Origin of the sequence: Winogradskyella marincola (assembly GCF_029624125.1) — a bacterium.
Lineage (GTDB): Bacteria > Bacteroidota > Bacteroidia > Flavobacteriales > Flavobacteriaceae > Winogradskyella > Winogradskyella marincola.
The window spans coordinates 236,383-255,587 of the sequence record NZ_JARSBN010000003.1; the positions used below are offsets into that span (position 1 = coordinate 236,383).

Genomic DNA, 19,205 nt, shown 5'->3' on the forward strand with positions numbered 1-19,205 from the left:
TATTTTTAGAGGTTATTGAATAATTCTGCTACTTCAAGTTCGCTTAAGCCAGAATTATATATTCTTACCTCATCAATAATACCTTTAAATGTATCACTTGGTAAACCTAATCTAGTGCCTATTAATAAAGGCTGATTATTTAGTGTTATGTTACCACTTATATTTTTGGTGACTTCAAGTTCTCCATTTACATACAATAACATTTTAGAATCCTTAAGTACTCCTGTAATCAGATACCATTCATTTGTTGTGTAGCCTTGTTTTCTGGCTTGATTAAATACTTGTCCGTTTTCTGTGGTTATCGAAAAGATAATATCACCTGTAGCTGAAAATGAAATACCATAAGGTAAACGGCTTGGACCATTAGTAGCTGTGCCTTTTCTGATAACATGTTGCGTTTTTATTTCTTCAGGTTTTACAAGTGCTGAGATTGTAAACTCATTAGACAGATTTAATACATTATCAGGACTTACTACTAATATAGTATCATCTATACCATCAAAGCTAAAAGCACTATTCTCATTGCCATCAATGTCAGGAGCTAAAGCAGCACCTTCAACCCAACCGTTCTGTTCAGCATTAATTTCATTTAGAGTATTGCCATTAAAGGGAAAATATAAAACTAAATTTTCAGGGTATAATTCAGTGGTAGCATTATCATCATTTTTATCACAAGAGTTAAGTAATAAGAGTAGTAGTCCAAAAAGTAAATAAGAATTTTTCATGATTGATTAGTGTGGTTTTTTTATTGTCAAAATAACACAAAGATTGTACCAATTTGCTGTTTTTTTTAGCTTATGGCTATTTTACCACCAATTTAGATTACAAATTTATTTCCAGAAGCTAAGAGAGAATATATGAGCGTTAAACTTTATCGCTTTCAAGGTAACTTTAATTAATTCACTTCATAAAAATCTAACACACCATACTTGGTAAACTTTATTTGGTATGTTGCAGTCTTAAGCGACGTTTGGTTTTGAAGTTTCACTTCAACAATGTAGTCTTTGTTTTCTAGCGCATTTTTTTCGGTGTTAATTTTTAGGTTAACACCACTAACAGAAGAAGAGCCTTTCGTCAATGCTAACTCACCTTCAATGTTTCTAAAAGCTATTAATGCGCTAGAGTGTGTGTTGGTTTCAATCTCTAAACTATAACTATTAACTTTTTCTCCAGTAGTATTATAGATCCAAGAGTTTTTACGTAAACGCACATCAATGACATAGGTGTGTTTTGGATTAACGAGCTTTAAAGGATCTTTTAGGTTAGTCTTATCAAAAACTACTTTTAGAAGCTCTTCGTCATAGTCCCTTTTATAATCCATTAAGGTGTACGTGTCATTAAATTCTCGTTGCTCATGTTTTTGAATTAGACGTGAAGCATATATGTTATCAGCCTTTATACTATCAACAATATAGATGTACTTTTGAGAAGAATACGTATTATCATCAATTTCAAAAAGCTCTCCCTTATCAATAAAGTTAAGGTCTGTATTTTCTAGGGATTTGTTCTTTTTGTTGTCTTCATAGATAGAGCTAACCTCTCTATACTTCATCTTATCTATTTCATTTTTTATAATTGAAGGCGTAAAAGGCAAAAACATCACAATCGGAAAAATGAGAAAATACCAACCATATGCCATGCCTTTAGGTTTATTTTTCACAACCATAGTCTCAGACCATTCATCATGAAATCCGTCACCTTTTTCAGAAAAAACATAAGATAATAGATCTATAACAGGTATGGCTCTCGTAAGTGTACGTTTTAATATAGTATAGCTTTTATGGTCGTCACCTTTTACAATGACCTGAGTATTGGTAAGAAACTTTGAAGGACTTCTTAAAAACAGACGTTCTGTAATAAAGTATACCAAAACAATACCTATTACAACCAATGCATAACGAAAAAGGTACTCATCTACAGGACCGTCTAGATTACCATTAAAAACACCAACTCTGGCTAGAGACATTAATATTGAACTGATTAGTAGCATAACTATAATTCTGGGAAAGCAGTCTATAAGGTAGTTCATAAAGCGCTGTCCACGACTTGCTAAAACAAATGTGGTTTCTTCCTTGGAGTTTAAAGTATAAGAGAGTTCGTCTTCAGTGTTTAATTTGGTTATAGTAGCATAATGAAATATAATTACCACTACAGCAATTACTTTGTAAGCTAAAAAGATTAGCCAGCTAGACAAAGGGAATTTATCCAATAAAAACAAACGATACGCTAAGCCACTAAAAAAGCCTAAAACCATTAGTACTATACTAATAGATAAAAGGTAACGCAATAGTCTAGAATCCTTAAATTTACTAAAACGAAAAATTAAAGCAGCAGTTAAAATAAGTAGCGGGAAAATGATTTCTATTTTATAAAAAGCATTAGCATACAGATCAAAACGGATAATTCTAATCTCTCTTAAAAAATAAACAGCTGTATATAGATTAAGATCGAAAATATTAAAAGCATTCAATAAATGATTGAAGAAACTATCTGAGCTAACATCTGTTGGTCTAAACAAATAGCTCCAAAAAATACTATACAAGCTTGTAATAGAGTAGAACCAGAATATGGTTTTGTGAGAAATATTTTTTAATAGCTTTTTCATTTAGAACATTATTGAATTATCAAAAATAGCTGTTTGATTTTTTGCTGTAAGATAAGAGAAATAACATCAATTACACTTTGGTAAGTGTCACTCCAAAAACTCCTTATAAATCTCATCATAGTAATAGAGTTCTTTTAACGGCTGTCCGTTATCATCAAAGATTTTGCTCCAGGTGTTTAGAGGTTCCCAAATGCAAGTCCCATTTCCACGGTCGTTTGGCAGGTTAAATACCATATCATTCACCTCTTTTTTAAAGGCGCTATATTCTACAACGTTAATATCTTTTTGGTAACGCTCTATAAGGTCTAGCATATTGCTGTTAAGGTCGTCTAAGGTACAATGCCAAATCGGGTAGTAGGAGAGTCCTATAATGTCAAACTCAACACCACGCGCTATCATATTATCAAACCAAAAGGTAGTTTCTTCATTTTGGCCACCAAGCGCCAAATGCATCATTATTGTAGTATTGGCATCCACTTCTCTAACGGCTTCTGTACCCGCTTTTAATAATGCAGCAAGATTGTCTAAGTTAGATATGTGACCTTCTGGCCACACCATACCATGATTAATTTCATTGCCAATTTGCACCATATCTGGCATTGTGCCTTGATCTTTTAGTTGCGTGAGTACAGATTTGGTATAGTCCTTTAATGCACTTGTAAGCTCGTTAAACTCTAAACCTTCCCAAGCCTTTGGTTTAAACTGTTTTTGCGGATCTGCCCATGTGTCGCTATAATGAAAATCTAATAACAAATTGAGTCCAGCATCCTTAACGCGCTTTGCCATTTGCAAGGTATAATCCAGTCCACAAAAGCCTTTGTCTGGTGAGTAACCTTTTTCATTTTCAGGGTTTACAAAAACGCGTAAGCGTATGTAGTTAAAACCATGATCTTTTAAAATCTCAATAGCATTCCTTTCTATACCATCATCATGAAATTTAAGTCCTCTGGCTTCTAATTGCGGTAAAAAGGAAATGTCTGCACCCAGCATTTCTTGCTCAATTTTTGGACCTTGTGTGATTTGCTCCTTAGTTGGTCTTAGCAATTTTACATCCGCAGGTATGGTATGGATCTCATGAGAAGCTGGCCACAAACTATCTGTAGAAACTTTAACCGTTATTTTGTCTGTAGTGTTGCCTGCTCTAAGCCATAACTTTTTTACACCATTACTGATGTTAGATTTCCAAACGGTAAGCGTATCAGACTTTAACACAGGTGCCAATTCTGTACTATCTATATCAATGATAGTAGCATCTCCTTTTACACTAATCTCAAAAGGTAGCGAAGCATCTTTTAGTTCCATGCCTAAGCTATCAACTGTACTTATGCGTAACAACGATTGGTCTTTACCATTGGCAAGCATTGTGGTTTTGTAACTCGCAAATACAAGAGCGCTTGGCTTGCCTGTTTCTACTTGATACCAGTCTGAGTAATCTTTTACAGGTGACTCAGTAACGGTTGGTGTGTCTTTGGGTTTGTTATTGCAAGAGATAAAAAAGACAAGAAGGAATATACTTAGAACTATACTATATTTCATTTTGGTTGGTTTTGGGGAATTGCGCTTATCGGTTTTGTGTATGAGTAGTTGCGTGGGTTAGCATTTAACTTTGCAAGTACACACCAAACTGAAAATCCGCGAGGATTATTAGAAGTAGGCGAGAACAAGCAATCATTTATTGCCATTGTTGTATGCAGTTTATTTTTTAGAGTTAAATAAATCCATACTATTATTTACCTACATTAATTATTATGTTGTCAGTTTCATTAGATGTCACTATAACTCGATAACGACCTTCCGATAAATTTGAGAAACTATATTCAGCTCTTTTCTTGTTAATACTTTTTAATACACTAAATTGAACACTACTTGGGCTTCTTACTTCAATATCGCTTATAAAATTTCCATTTGCAATAAAATATACTTTAGGTATTGGCAGAGCAGTTTTAATATCTACTAAAAATTCATTTATAAACTGGGACTTATCATTTTTAATATTTTTCTTGTCATGTAATATATTTAAAGTCGGTTCAGGAATTCCAACTTCTTGGTTGATTATAGTTTGTCTATTATCAATGATGTTATCACCTGATTCATTAACTTGAATTACTGCATTTGGCGAATCTTGAACATTGATATCTGGTTTTTTCTTTTTTGAAGATTTTTTCACTTCATTTTTAATATCAGATTGTCCTTTTTGTAAATTAGTCAATATAGAGTCTTGACTATCTAACTTCTTATTTATTTTTTCGGAACCATCAGTCACTTCCTCTTTAATTTCTAGCCTTTCCTTTTGAGCGTTTTGTTCGCTTTCGTCACTATTCAGGTTAGAATAATAGTTATAACCAAAAGCACTAATAGCAACTAAAATGGCTGATATTAGGCCTAAAATTAGAAAGAAAGTTTGCATATTTTTCGTTTTGGTCATTTTGCTGTTAAAATGATTAGTCTAATTGCTTACAACGATTCGGATATGAATCTGTTTCAATGATTTATATCCACCGATAAGCGAAGTTAGTTTTTTAATTTTTGAAAATCAATTGCTTACGGTTATTACTTTCAATATATTATTAACACAACGAAGGATTTCTTATTTTTAGCCTAATGAAAAGTCTAGAAAATTTTACAGCAGCATTTTCGTCCTTAGCTTGGGGATTGCCACTACTTATTCTGTTAGTTGGTGGTGGTTTGTATTTGTTAATACGTTCTCAATTTCTACCATTTAGGTATTTAGGGCATGCGATTAGTGTGTTGAGAGGTAAGTATGATAATCCAGATGATGCAGGTGAAATTTCACATTTTAAAGCCTTAACCACAGCGTTATCTTCTACAATAGGTATGGGAAATATCGCAGGAGTGGCTTTAGCAATTTCGGTTGGTGGTCCAGGTGCTATGTTTTGGATGTGGGTAAGTGCCATTGTTGGTATGAGTACCAAATACTTTACATCAACATTGGCAATTTTGTATAGAGGAAAAGACAGTAATGGAGATATACAAGGTGGACCTATGTACTTTATCATCGAAGGTCTTGGTAAAAACTGGAAACCTTTAGCAATTTTGTTTAGCGTATTTGGGATGTTAGGTGCATTACCTGTAGTAAATGTTAATCAGCTAAAGCAAGCGATTAACGATATTATTCTTATACCAAATGGAGTAGAAGTGTCTTTTGGTAGCAACCTTATCATTGCATTGGTACTGGTTGTAGTTACCAGTATTGTTATTCTTGGTGGCATACAACGCATAAGTAACTGGGCATCTAAAATGGTACCATCAATGGTTCTACTTTACTTCGTTTTAGTATTAGTTATTTTAGGCGCATACATAGAAGAAGTGCCAAAATATTTGTCCTTGATTGTTACAGATGCTTTTGCGGCAGATTTTTTTCCTAAAGACAAGCCGTTTTTGGGTGGTGTTTTGGGTGCATTGATTTTGCATGGTATAAAGCGAGGAGCATTTTCTAACGAAGCTGGTTTGGGTACAGCACCAATGGCGCATGGTGCAGCTAAAACAGCTGAGCCTGTACGAGAAGGTTTGGTGGCAATGTTAGGACCTGTAATAGATACATTAATTGTATGTACGCTCACAGCATTAGCAATTTTGGTAACAGGTGTTTGGCAAACCACAACGGATAATGGTGTTAGCCTTACAGCTTCGGCTTTTGAACAAGCTTTACCGTATGGTCAGTATTTATTAATGGTCTGTGTGTTTTTCTTTAGTGTGTCGTCATTATTAAGTTATTCGTATTATGGTACAAAATGCTTATCGTTTTTAATAGGTGCAGACAAAAAGCACTATTATAACTATTTCTATATTCTGAGTATTATTCTTGCAGCTACAACACCTTTTAAAGCAATGGTTAACTTTATAGATGGTGTGTTTGCATTTATGGCTATACCTACCATGATTGCCACAATTCTATTAGCACCAAAAGTATTGAAGGAATCTAAACGCTACTTTAGGAGCTTAAAGAAGACTAAGAGTTAGCAATTGAAGATTTAAACTGAGCAGGAGTCATCATTTCCATTTTTTTGAATTGCCTGTTGAAGTAACTCGTATTATTAAAACCAGATTTATAAGCAATTTCAGACATTCTCACATCTTTAGATTCTTTAATCAACTTCTTAGCAAACTTTATCTTCTCAGAATTGATGTAGTCAATAGGTGAAACACCAAGCGTGTTTTTAAACTGCTTATGAAAGTGTGAGGTACTCATATAAGCTTTCTTTGCTAATTGATCTACAGTAATATCCTTATTGGTAAGATTGTCTTTTATGAATTTTATAACTGTGCCAATACGTGTATCGTTAAAGATATTGTTGGTGTCATTAATTATTAATGATTTTGCTTTAGTTTGAAGTAATCGTACAATCAGTTCTTGAATCATTAAATCCAGCAGAACATCCTTAGATTTATTATTGTTGGTAAAGGTGTAAGTTAGTCGTTCAATGAGATGGTTAACGTCAACATTATTAATAAGATGTGATGCTGTATGGTCTAAATCCCAATTGTTGTTTTCGTTTTCAATAGCCACATTTTGATTGAATTTCTCTACAACTTCTTCAATCTTAAAAGCATCAATACCCAAAGCTAAGCACTGTGTTGGTTTTTCCACAGTAGCAAGCGGAAAGTCAATAACCATTTCTTTATTAGTTGGCATTACAACAGATTCACCTGGAAAAAAATCAAAAGCTTTAAACCCATCAATATGCATTATTTTCTTTCCGGTAAGCATGCTCGCTATTATAGGAAATCCAAATGTTAAGGACACTTTTTCAGCATAAGCATGTGTTTCATAGATATTCAACTCAGCATACTCAGCATTATAAGTGGTTCTGTTCTCAACTAAAGTTGTGAGTTTTCTATGGCTTCTATGTTGATTTAATAAGGATGTCATACTCAATATTACAAAAAATATATCCTAAAAAGTCTTAAAAAGAGATATGTTCAAAAATATGATAAATATGTTCAATTATTTCAGAATATGACAAAATAACTTTACGAAAAGTAAAAAATAGTCAATTTTTTGGCTCAAAAAATTAAGAACTAATAAATAATCAAAATTTAAGATGAGTTATTCTAAACCACAATTTAAAGCATCCTATGACAATTTTATCAATGGTAAATTTGTCGCTCCAATAGGAGGTGAGTATTTTGAAAATACGTCACCAATAGACAAGTCGTTAATAGCAAAATATCCAAGATCTCAAAAAGAAGATGTAGAATTAGCATTAGATGCGGCAAATGCAGCTAAAGAAGCTTGGGGAAATACTTCGGCAACAGAACGTGCAAATCTACTTAATAAAGTAGCAGATATTATTGAAGCCAATTTAGAAGAATTTGCTTTGGTTGAAACCTGCGATAATGGTAAGCCGATTAGAGAAACATTAAACGCAGATGTACCACTTTCTGTAGATCATTGGAGGTACTTTGCATCGTGTATAAGAGCAGAAGAAGGTAGTGCAACAGAATTAGATGCCAATACGTTATCCATGAATATTAAAGAGCCACTTGGTGTGGTTGGGCAAATTATTCCATGGAACTTCCCTTTATTAATGTTATCGTGGAAATTGCCACCAGCATTAGCAACAGGTAACTGCGTGGTGTTAAAGCCAGCAGAGCAAACACCATCTTCGGCGACTTTACTAATGGAAAAAATTGCAGATGTGTTTCCTCCAGGAGTCATCAATATTGTACATGGATTTGGCCCAGAAGCTGGTAAGCCTTTAGCGTCGAGCTCTCGTGTAGATAAAGTGGCTTTCACAGGAGAAACTACAACAGGACAGTTAATTATGCAGTATGCATCAAAGAATCTAAATCCTGTAACTATGGAGCTTGGTGGAAAATCGCCAAACATTTTCTTTAATTCTGTTATGGACGAGGATGATGCATTCTTGGATAAAGCTATAGAAGGAGCAGTATTATTTGCTTTTAATCAAGGTGAAGTGTGTACCTGTCCTTCGCGTATTTTGGTACAAGAAGATATTTACGACAAGTTTATGGAGCGTGTTGTAGCGCGTACAAAAGCTATCGTTCAGAACAGTCCTTACGATACCAATTGTATGGTTGGAGCACAAGCATCTAACGATCAATACGAAAAAATTCAGTCCTATATTAAAATTGGTAAGGACGAAGGTGCTAAAGTACTTTGTGGTGGAGGAGCTAATACAGAAGGAGATTTAGCAAATGGATTCTTTATTCAACCAACAATTTTAGAAGGTCACAATAAAATGAGAGTTTTCCAGGAAGAAATTTTTGGTCCAGTTGTTTGTGTTACTAAATTTAAAGATGAAGCAGAAGCTTTAGAGATCGCTAACGATACGTTATATGGGCTTGGAGCAGGTGTGTGGACGAGAGATGCACATCAGTTATACCAAATTCCACGAGCTATAAAAGCTGGTCGTGTTTGGGTAAACTGTTACCATGCTTATCCTGCACATGCACCATTTGGTGGATATAAAAAATCTGGATTCGGTAGAGAAAATCATCAAATGATGATGAGTCATTACAGACAAACCAAGAATATGCTAATTTCTTACGATAAGAACAAATTAGGTTTCTTCTAGAAACAATAAATTGATTATTAGCTAAAAAGGCTGAATAGTTAGGGATTCAGCCTTTTTTAATACTTTAAAATTATGAAACGCGTTGAAATTACAGAAGAAGCAAGAGAAGTGGTTAAGCAATTAAAAGATAGGTATGGTGATTTAATTTTTCATCAAAGTGGTGGTTGTTGTGATGGATCTGCTCCAATGATTTTTGAAAAAGATGATATGTATTTGGATGAAAGTGATATTTTTCTTGGTGAAGTAGTAGGTGTTCCGTTTTATATGAATCAAGATCAATTTGAATATTGGAAGCATACACATCTTACTATTGGTGTTACCGAAGGTAGAGGAGCAAGTTTCTCGTTAGAAATTCCATTAGGAATACGATTTATTATTCATTCCCGAATTTTAACGGAAGAAGAAGATGCTTATTTTAATCCCCAATCAAGTTAAAACAATAAGAAATAGTTTAACAAAACCCTGAGAATTTGAATTTCTCAGGGTTTTATATTTTATTCAAAATTTATGCTAAAATAATGTGAAATGTTTAAAATATAAGTGCTTTAAATTTGTAATAATTATAAAATAGATGTTATGCTTTTTGTATTTGTTGCTAAATTGATATATTTATGCTAAATTAATATATATGAAAATTGATCTTTGTCCAAATTGTGGTTCAGACAGCTATGTGAAAAGTGGAATAGTTAATGATAGACAGCGTTACAGGTGTAAATCGTGTAACTATTATTTTACGGTAAACAAGCTTGGTAAAAAGATAGATGACTATTATGTTAATAAGGCTTTACAGTTGTACTTAGAAGGATTAACCTACCGTGAAATTGAGCGAATTTTAGGTATTTCTCATGTAAGTATTATGAACTGGGTAAAAAAGTACAATATCAAAAGGCCATACAATTCTGCCTACCATCCAACATATAAAATCCTAAATGCAGAAGAGCTTTCATTATTCTTTTCTAATGCCAAAAATCTATCTGGTGCAGGTGCATTGGTTACTGAATTAGGTGATAAATTTATGCTTATAAAATGGGAGCGTTTTAAGGATTAAGTATATGAAATTAACATAAATATATATTAACTTTTTTTTTAGAGATTGTTTTTTCGAGTTTAGTAGTGCACATAAAACCAATGTTTAACTAACTAAACAACTAATCTTTTATGAAAAAACTAAATTGTATCATAGTGGTTCTTTCACTATGTTTTTTTTCTGGATTTTCTCAGTCTGAAACAGAATCAGGCTATGGAAAAGGCTACAGAATTAATTTTAACGACGATGGTACCAAGTACATGAGATTTATTTCTTGGGGACAATTCTGGGCTCAGTATAATGATGATGCACCAGATGGTACCGAAAAACTTGCACTTAGTGTAAGAAGAGCGAGAATACTAAGCTGGATTAAATTTAGCGACAGATTTTCAATGGTTGCTCATTTTGGGCTTAATAGCCTTAATGGCAATAACACTGGTCCTGTAGGTAAAGACGCAAGCGCTCAGTTATTCTTTCATGATTTTTGGGGAGAATATAAAGTAGCAAATGACTTTTATGTTGGTGCAGGACTTCATTACTGGAATGGTATTTCTCGTCTTAATAACCAAAGTACCTTAAACATGTTAACCTTGGATAATAATAGGTCATCTTGGTCTACTATTGGACTTTCAGATCAGTTTGCGCGTCATATAGGTGTGTATGTAAAAGGTAAATTGGGTAAAGTTCAGTACCGTTTTGCATTAAATGAAGCCAATACAAATACCTTAGATAACGATGGAACACCAAGAGATGTAGGTACGGCAACGGTATATAGAGGTAGAGAAGTATTAGGGTCTGATGAAGCAGGAAAAGTAATTCAAGGATATGTAGATGTAAATTTATTAGACCAGGAATCAAATGCTTTACCTTACAAAGTTGGTACTTATATGGGGAGTAAAAAAGTATTCAATATTGGTGCTGGTTTCTTTAGTCATCCAAGTGGTGTTGTATTGCCAAATGGTGAAGGAGATGATGTACTTTTATTTGCTGCAGATGCGTTCTACGATGCGCCTTTAGGAGATAACGGTTCTGCAATTACAGCTTATGCAACGTATCAAAACAACGATTATGGTGAAGACTTTAATCTAGGTCCTTATGCAACAGGTAATATGATTTATGGTCATGTAGGTTATGTACTTCCTGGTGATAAAACAAAAACAAGATTTCAACCTTATGTAGCATATTCTACAAGAAGTATTGATGCTATTGATGATAATGCTAATCAGTTTAAACTAGGTGCGAACATCTTCTTTACAGGTCACCATTCTAAATTAAGTTTTGATTATACAAATGATAAAGTTGGTAATGCTGATGCAACAGGAGTCTTTACTGTTCAGGCTATGATCTTTTTATAAAATCTTGATTTAACTATAACTAAATAAACAAATCAATTATGTCAGAAAAACAAAAAAATGCATCTGCGTATTGGAAGGAAAATGTAAAGTACCTTTCTATACTTCTAGTCATCTGGTTCATTGTTTCCTATGGTTGCGGAATTCTTTTTAAAGATGCTTTAAATGAAATAAGACTTGGAGGGTTTAAGCTAGGATTCTGGTTTGCTCAACAAGGCTCTATATACGTATTTGTAATTCTCATATTCGTATACGTTAGAATAATGAATAAACTAGATAAAAAATACGGTTACGACGAATAGTCCTAGCTAATAACCAAAAAATAAAAATTATGAGTGTACAAACTTGGACATGGATATTAGTAGGCGTTACGTTCGCACTATATTTCGGAATTGCAATTTGGGCCAGAGCAGGCTCAACAAAAGAATTTTATGTTGCTGGTGGTGGTGTTTCTCCACTTGCAAATGGTATGGCAACAGCTGCAGACTGGATGTCAGCTGCATCATTTATCTCAATGGCAGGTATTATTTCATTTACAGGCTATGATGGATCGGTTTACCTTATGGGTTGGACAGGTGGTTATGTGTTACTCGCCTTGCTACTCGCACCTTATTTAAGGAAATTTGGAAAGTTTACAGTGCCAGATTTTATAGGAGACAGATACTACTCTAACACAGCAAGAACTGTAGCTGTAATATGTGCATTATTAGTGTCCTTTACTTATGTGGCAGGACAAATGCGTGGAGTAGGAGTTGTATTTTCTCAATTTTTACAAGTTGATATAAACATAGGTGTTGTCATCGGTATGGCTATTGTACTTGTGTTTGCATTCTTAGGCGGAATGAAAGGAATTACCTATACGCAAGTGGCACAATATTGTGTTTTAATCTTTGCATTTATGGTACCTGCATTCTTTATTTCTATGCAGATGACAGGAAACATTATTCCACAAATAGGAATGGGAGGTGAGATTGAAAATGGAACACCTCTGTTAGAGCATCTCGATCAATTGCATACAAAACTAGGATTTAAAGAATATACAAGTGGAACAAAATCGACTTGGGATGTATTTGCAATTACACTGGCTCTTATGGTTGGTACAGCTGGTTTACCACACGTAATTGTACGTTTCTTTACAGTACCTAAGGTGAAAGATGCGCGTAAGTCTGCAGGTTTAGCATTGTTATTTATTGCTATACTTTATACTACAGCACCTGCAATTGCAGTGTTTGCAAGAACAAACTTAATCGAAACAGTAAGTAATACTGAATATACTGAGGTTCCAGATTGGTTTAAGAATTGGGAGGATACAGGTTTAATTGCCTGGTCAGATAAAAATGGAGATGGAAAAATTCAGTATGTCGCAGGAAATGCTTTAGATGGAAAACCTGCATATACAGGTGAAGCGAATGACTCAAGCGCAAGAGGAGCGCATGGAGAGCGATTGGTTTCAAATGCCAATGCTGATGCAAATGAACTTTATGTAGATAGGGATATCATGGTATTGGCAAATCCTGAAATTGCTAAACTTCCAAATTGGGTAATTGCTCTGGTTGCAGCAGGTGGACTAGCCGCAGCATTATCAACAGCGGCAGGACTGTTGCTGGTGATTTCTACATCAATATCTCATGATTTGATAAAGAAACAAATCAAACCAGATATTTCAGATAAAGGAGAGTTAATGTGGGCAAGAATATCTATTGTATTCGCTGTTGTAATAGCAGGACTTGCAGGTATTAAACCACCAGGCTTTGTCGCAGCGGTCGTCGCCTTGGCCTTTGGGTTGGCAGCAGCTTCATTCTTCCCGGCAATTATATTAGGAATTTTTGACAAGCGTATGAACAAACAAGGAGCCATAGCTGGTATGGTAGTTGGTATTTCGTTAATGTTGTTCTACATGATTAGATACAAGACAGGTTTAATTGGAGTAATGGATCCAAGACCAGCAAGCGAATGGTGGTTTGGTACTTCGCCAGAAGGCTTTGGTACCATAGCTATGCTTGTAAATGTTGTCGTCTCTGTAGTGGTCTCTCGTATGACTCCAGCACCACCACAGCATGTACAAGAAATTGTAGAGAACATCAGAATTCCATCTGGTGCAGGTGAAGCGCATAGTCATTAATTGACAAAGTTTTATTAGTTAGTAAAAACAGTGTTGTAAATGCAACACTGTTTTTTGTATTTTAGTTATCTATGAAAAAAAGACACGAACAAAAGTTAGTTATACTTTCAATTACAACTTTGGCGATACTAAATGTTCCATTTTTATTGATATTTAATCATAATGGTCATGTGTTTGGTATTCCTACATTTTATTTTTCAATTTTTTCAATTTGGCTGGTAGTTATACTTGTGTCTTACATAGTTTTAAAACGTCATTATGAGTAATTACGTTTTATTCATAATAATTGTAACCTATTTAGCGGCATTATTTTTAATTGCCTATTTGGCGGAGAAAAACTCTAAAAGTAAATGGGTAAACAATTCTGTGGTATACACTTTGTCTTTAGCTGTATATTGTACAGCATGGACGTATTATGGTAGTATCGGTATTGCAGCTAACTCTGGTGTTAATTTTCTGCCTATATATTTAGGGCCAGTAATTGCAGCGCCACTTTGGATTGTGCTGATGAGAAAAATTGTAAGAATCTCTAAGCAGCACAAGATTAGTTCTATAGCGGATTTTATTTCGTTGCGATATGGTAATCACAGATTTTTGGGAGCTTTAGTTACTATTGTCTGTTTAATGGCTATTGTGCCTTATATTTCTTTACAATTAAAAGCGGTTTCAGAAACATTTCAAATTTTATCAGATGATACTAGTTATGTTGCAACTTCGGTTTATGATGATTCAACCTTTTACATAGCATTATTGCTTGCTGTTTTTGCAACTTTTTTTGGAACGCAAACAACAGATGCTTCAGAAAAACACAAAGGGATTGTAATGTCTGTGGCTTTTGAGTCTGTGTTAAAACTGGTTTTCTTCCTGTTTGTTGGTATATATGTAACTTATGTTTTATTTGATGGTACAGAAGATATTTACACAAAAATGTCTGCTGCTGAAAATTTTGAATCATTAACAACTATCAATGGTTTTGAAGGTGGTTTCAACTGGTTATATACAATAATGTTGTCTTTCATGGCAATTTTCTTGTTACCAAGACAATTTCAGGTTTCTGTAGTTGAAAATGTTAGAGAAAAGCATTTAAAAAATGCAATTTGGATGTTTCCGCTGTATCTTCTTTTGTTTAACTTTTTTGTAATCTTTATTGCTTGGGCAGGCAATCTAACTATTGGTAATACAGTGCAGGCTGAGTATTATGCGTTGTTGTTGCCATTACAAAACGGTAATACGTTTTTGTCTGTATTGGTGTTTTTAGGTGGATTTTCAGCAGTTATTTCTATGGTTGTTGTTGCTACTTTGGCGTTATCTACAATGGTGAGTAATAATTTGGTAATTCCTTATGGTTTTTTGGATTACTTTATAAAAAGTCATCCAGAAAGAAATGCCAAATACATAAAGAATATTAGGCGAATTTCAATTTTTTTAATCATAATTAGTGCTTATGCATTTTATGTAAACTTTTCTTTTGAATTATCACTGTATTCCATTGGTTTAATGGCGTTTGTGATTATAGCACAGCTTGCACCTTCTTTTTTCATCGGATTATTTTGGAACAGAGGTTCTTCTCAGGCTACAATTGCCGGAATTATTTCAGGTATAGCAGTAGTTTTTTACACATTAATTCTTCCGTTTTCTCTTCATGCGCTAAATGGTTCAGATGATTTGGTTCAGAATGGTTTTGCAGGCATAGAGGTTTTAAAACCACATGCTTTATTCGGAATAGATTTTTTAAGTCCACCAGCACACGCATTTTTTTGGAGCATACTTGTAAACTTGTTTTGTTACATGACATTTTCTGTAATTAAAAAAGGAAATTATAGAGAGCGTAATTATGCAGAAATGTACGTCGATAGTAAAAACTATACAGATTTGCAAGATGGTGCTTTGGTATGGAAAGGAGAAGCTTATGTTGCCGATATAAAGAAGGTGTTGGTTAAGTTTTTGGGTGATACTAGAACCGAACGAGCTTTAAACTTATTTTTTAGAAAGTACGATTTGCCTATAGACACGCAAATGGCAGATGCAAGGTTAATTAATTTCTCAGAAAAACTGCTTACAGGTAGTATTGGTAGTGCTTCTGCTAAAATTTTAATTGCGAGTGTGGTAAAGGAAGATGAGGTGAGTTTGGTTGAGGTTCTTAAGATACTTGAAGAGTCCAAGGAAACCATAGCTAGAAATAAATTATTAAGAGAAAAATCTAACGAGTTAACACAGCTTACCAATCAGCTCAAAGATGCTAATGAAGAACTGATAGAAAAAGACAGACAAAAAGATGAGTTTTTAGATACGGTTGCTCACGAGTTAAAAACACCAATTACAGGTATTAGAGCAGCTACCGAATTATTACTCGACGATGATGATGATATGCCTCAAGAAATAAAAGCTCAATTTCTTAAAAATATGCTTCAGGATAGTGATAGGTTATCGCGCCTTATTCATAATATTTTAGATTTTGAAAAACTATCAAAAGGTCGTACACAGCTTAATATCAAGACACATAATATTAAAAATACAATTCAGAAAACTATAGATACTTTAAGGCATATTGCTGATAAGAAACAAGTTGAAATTGTAAATTTAAATCCTAACGACTTTGAAGTAGAGTATGATGAAGATCGTATTGTACAGGTTTTAACAAATTTAATATCTAATGCTATAAAATTTTGTGATGTTAAAAAAGGCAAGATCATTGTGGATTATAAAATTGATTTAGGATATTTGGAAGTAATAATTAATGATAACGGAAGAGGGATTCCAAAGCAAGATTTGCCTTATATTTTTGATAAATTTTATCAATCAAAAAATCAGAATATTCAAAAACCAGAAGGAAGTGGTTTGGGTCTGGCTATTTGTAAGCAAATTATTGAAAATCACAATGGTGAGGTTTGGGTAAAGAATAACGAAAAAAGTGGTGCAACCTTTGGATTTAAAATGCCTTTTAAGTAAATTGTAAACGTGTTTGAAGAATGAAGAAAATCGTAATAGTTGATGACGAACCAAATATAGTAATGACGCTAGAATACACCTTTAAAAAACATAATTTTGAAGTGTATATAGCAAGAGATGGTAGCGAGGCATTAGAGATCTTGCAAAGCGTAATTCCAGATGTTATTATGTTAGATGTTATGATGCCGAATGTAGATGGTTATCAAACACTAAAATCCATAAAAGAGAATGATCAGTTAAAGGATACTAAAGTTGTATTTTTAACTGCAAAAAATAAAGCTTCAGATATTGAAAAAGGCTTAAAACTTGGAGCAGATAAATATTTAACAAAGCCCTTTTCAGTAAAAAAAATAGTTTCAGAAATTAATGAGCTTATAGCTTAAGGTTTTTATTTAGTTAAACATTGGTTTTATGTGCAAAAAGAAACTGTGTTTAATTAAAGAAAAAACAACATGAAACGTATTCGTATTAATGCTTTAACGTCAGATATAATTATCAGTATTTACGTTATAGTAACTCTATATTTTCGTTTTAAACTAGAAAGTAAAACTGCCACAAGCCCTTTTGAATCGGTTGTAATGGGTGTTTGTTTTGTGCTTATAATTTGGGCTTTAATTAAGCTTAAAATATTAAATCCTAACTGGTTTGGATTATTTAATGCTAAAAAATCGTAGTTATGGATTATCAAAAATTTTATAATTCTAGTATAGATAATCCAGAGGAATTTTGGAAAACGCAATCGCAAAATCTAGATTGGTTTAAGCAACCAAACACTATACTTTCTAAAGATAAACACGATTATTACCAATGGTTTGCAGATGGACAACTTAACTTAAGTTATTTATGTATAGATAAGCATATTAACGATGGATTTGGAGACCAAAATGCAATAATTTATGATTCGCCAGTTACTAACACTAAAAAACACATAACCTTTAATCAATTACATAAGGAAGTATCAAAACTTGCTGGCGGATTACAAGCATTAGGATTATCAAAAGGCGATACGTGTATAATTTATATGCCTATGATTCCGCAAGCCATTTATGCTATGTTAGCTTGCGCAAGGATAGGTGTAACTCACTCGGTTGTATTTGGTGGTTTTGCGCCACACGAGTTAGCAATTCGTATAGACGATTGCAAACCTAAAGCAGTAATTACAGCGTCGCATGGTATAGAGATTAATAGAATTATTCCTTACAAACCGTTTGTCGACGAAGCTATTAAACAAACTAATAGCAAGCCAGAAAAAGTTATCGTTTTTGATAGAGAACAAGATGTAGAAATTCCTAAGAAACCTTACGATGTAGATTATAAAACATTGTTAGAAAATTCAGATTCTATCGATGCTATTCCACTAGAGGCAACTCATCCATCATATATTTTATACACTTCAGGAACAACAGGAAAACCAAAAGGAATTATTAGAGATACTGGTGGATATGCTACTGCATTAAAATTTTCGATGAAACACGTTTACGGTGTAGAAGAAGGCGATGTGTATTGGGCAGCAAGTGATGTTGGTTGGGTTGTTGGTCACAGCTATATTGTGTACGGACCATTATTAAACAGAAATACAACTATTCTTTTTGAAGGCAAGCCAATAAAAACACCAGATGCATCTACCTTTTGGCGTGTTATTAGCGAGCATAATGTAAAAGTAATGTTTACAGCGCCAACAGCTATAAGAGCAATTAAAAAAGAAGATCCTGAAGGCGATTTGATTAAAAACCATGATTTATCGTGTTTAAAATATCAATTTTTGGCTGGCGAACGCTGTGATGTCGCAACATTACATTGGACCGAGCAAAAGCTTAAAGTTCCTGTAATAGACCATTGGTGGCAAACCGAAAGTGGTTGGCCAATGCTAGCTAATATGGTTGGCGTTCAATTACAAGATGTAAAACCTGGCTCTGCAAGTTTGCCGGTTTGTGGTTATGATATTCAAATTTTAAATGAAGAAGGCCAAGAAGTAGAAGCTGGCGTAGAAGGATTGGTAACTGCAAAATTACCATTGCCACCAGGTACGCTTTTAAACCTTTGGGAAAATCCGCAACGTTTTAAATCTGGTTATTTAGAACGATTTCCAGGATATTATTTTTCTGGCGATGGTGGTTATAAAGACGAAGATGGCTACGTGTTTATTACAGGTAGAGTAGACGATATTATTAACGTTGCAGGACATAGATTATCTACTGCCGAAATGGAAGAAATTGTTGCATCTAACACTTCGGTTGCAGAATGTGCTGTTTTTGGTGTGCATTGCGAAATTAAAGGTCAAAAACCATTAGGCTTAGTGGTTTTAAAATCTGGCGCAACTACAGATTATGAGGCAATTCAAACCGAAATTATTAAAGACGTTAGAAAAGAAATAGGTGCAGTCGCATCGTTTAAAGATGTACTTGTGGTTAACCGATTGCCAAAAACAAGAAGTGGTAAAATTCTTCGTAAATTGTTACGAAATATCGCAGACGAACAGCAATTCAACATTCCATCAACCATCGACGATATCGCGATTATAGATGAAATAAAATCAGTATATCAAACCCATCATATTGGGATACATTAAATTAAAACAAAACTTAAATAA

The 19,205-nt window shown here is 33.9% G+C and carries 16 protein-coding genes; 11 read left to right on the top strand and 5 right to left on the bottom strand.

What is annotated here, in order from left to right; translation table 11 throughout:
- Positions 1-5: 5 nt before the first annotated feature.
- The 4 genes from P7122_RS06720 to P7122_RS06735 all read right to left on the bottom strand — a co-directional run bounded on the left by P7122_RS06720 (position 6) and on the right by P7122_RS06735 (position 5,030).
- Complete coding sequence (locus P7122_RS06720) at positions 6-725, bottom strand: LamG domain-containing protein (protein ID WP_278005011.1); 720 nt, start codon at positions 723-725, stop codon at positions 6-8.
- A gap of 170 nt (positions 726-895) precedes the next feature.
- Positions 896-2,605: an RDD family protein gene (locus tag P7122_RS06725; RefSeq protein WP_278005012.1), complete on the bottom strand. Its 1,710-nt coding sequence runs from the start codon at positions 2,603-2,605 to the stop codon at positions 896-898.
- Positions 2,606-2,692: 87 nt separating this feature from the next.
- Positions 2,693-4,141, bottom strand: a complete 1,449-nt coding sequence (locus tag P7122_RS06730; RefSeq protein WP_278005013.1) for a glycosyl hydrolase 53 family protein — start codon at positions 4,139-4,141, stop codon at positions 2,693-2,695.
- Between the two features lie 190 nt (positions 4,142-4,331).
- Positions 4,332-5,030, bottom strand: coding sequence for a hypothetical protein (locus P7122_RS06735; protein WP_278005014.1), 699 nt, complete (start codon positions 5,028-5,030; stop codon positions 4,332-4,334).
- Between the two features lie 176 nt (positions 5,031-5,206).
- Here P7122_RS06735 and P7122_RS06740 point away from each other — a divergent pair, with 176 nt between their 5' ends.
- Positions 5,207-6,586, top strand: a complete 1,380-nt coding sequence (locus P7122_RS06740; RefSeq protein ID WP_278005015.1) for an alanine/glycine:cation symporter family protein — start codon at positions 5,207-5,209, stop codon at positions 6,584-6,586.
- Here P7122_RS06740 and P7122_RS06745 read toward each other — a convergent pair.
- Entirely contained in the window at positions 6,576-7,496 is a 921-nt protein-coding gene (locus P7122_RS06745) for an AraC family transcriptional regulator (protein WP_278005016.1), read from the bottom strand. The genes P7122_RS06740 and P7122_RS06745 overlap by 11 nt on opposite strands.
- Positions 7,497-7,668: 172 nt before the next feature.
- On the opposite strand from P7122_RS06745, the gene P7122_RS06750 reads away from it, so the two are divergent.
- The 10 genes from P7122_RS06750 to P7122_RS06795 all read left to right on the top strand — a co-directional run bounded on the left by P7122_RS06750 (position 7,669) and on the right by P7122_RS06795 (position 19,184).
- Complete coding sequence (locus P7122_RS06750) at positions 7,669-9,165, top strand: aldehyde dehydrogenase family protein (RefSeq protein ID WP_278005017.1); 1,497 nt, start codon at positions 7,669-7,671, stop codon at positions 9,163-9,165.
- Positions 9,166-9,237: 72 nt separating this feature from the next.
- Positions 9,238-9,600 (top strand): DUF779 domain-containing protein, encoded by a 363-nt coding sequence (locus tag P7122_RS06755; protein WP_278005018.1) that lies wholly within the window; start codon positions 9,238-9,240, stop codon positions 9,598-9,600.
- Between the two features lie 193 nt (positions 9,601-9,793).
- The gene (locus tag P7122_RS06760; RefSeq protein ID WP_278005019.1) at positions 9,794-10,213 is read left to right on the top strand and encodes an IS1/IS1595 family N-terminal zinc-binding domain-containing protein; all 420 of its coding nucleotides are present in this window, start codon (positions 9,794-9,796) and stop codon (positions 10,211-10,213) included.
- A 110-nt stretch (positions 10,214-10,323) separates the two neighbouring features.
- Positions 10,324-11,547, top strand: a complete 1,224-nt coding sequence (locus P7122_RS06765; protein WP_278005020.1) for a hypothetical protein — start codon at positions 10,324-10,326, stop codon at positions 11,545-11,547.
- Between the two features lie 38 nt (positions 11,548-11,585).
- A complete protein-coding gene (locus P7122_RS06770; RefSeq protein ID WP_278005021.1) occupies positions 11,586-11,846 on the top strand; it encodes a DUF4212 domain-containing protein in 261 nt (86 codons plus the stop codon).
- A 29-nt stretch (positions 11,847-11,875) separates the two neighbouring features.
- Complete coding sequence (locus P7122_RS06775) at positions 11,876-13,666, top strand: sodium:solute symporter family protein (protein WP_278005022.1); 1,791 nt, start codon at positions 11,876-11,878, stop codon at positions 13,664-13,666.
- Between the two features lie 258 nt (positions 13,667-13,924).
- On the top strand, positions 13,925-16,615 hold the full coding sequence (locus tag P7122_RS06780) for a sensor histidine kinase (protein WP_278005023.1): 2,691 nt from the start codon (positions 13,925-13,927) through the stop codon (positions 16,613-16,615).
- Positions 16,616-16,635: 20 nt separating this feature from the next.
- Positions 16,636-16,998 carry a response regulator transcription factor gene (locus P7122_RS06785; RefSeq protein WP_278005024.1) on the top strand — a complete coding sequence of 121 codons (363 nt, stop codon included), beginning with the start codon at positions 16,636-16,638 and terminating at the stop codon, positions 16,996-16,998.
- 69 nt (positions 16,999-17,067) lie between these two features.
- Positions 17,068-17,289, top strand: a complete 222-nt coding sequence (locus tag P7122_RS06790; RefSeq protein WP_278005025.1) for a hypothetical protein — start codon at positions 17,068-17,070, stop codon at positions 17,287-17,289.
- Between the two features lie 2 nt (positions 17,290-17,291).
- Positions 17,292-19,184: an acetate--CoA ligase gene (locus tag P7122_RS06795; RefSeq protein ID WP_278005026.1), complete on the top strand. Its 1,893-nt coding sequence runs from the start codon at positions 17,292-17,294 to the stop codon at positions 19,182-19,184.
- Positions 19,185-19,205 lie beyond the last annotated feature (21 nt).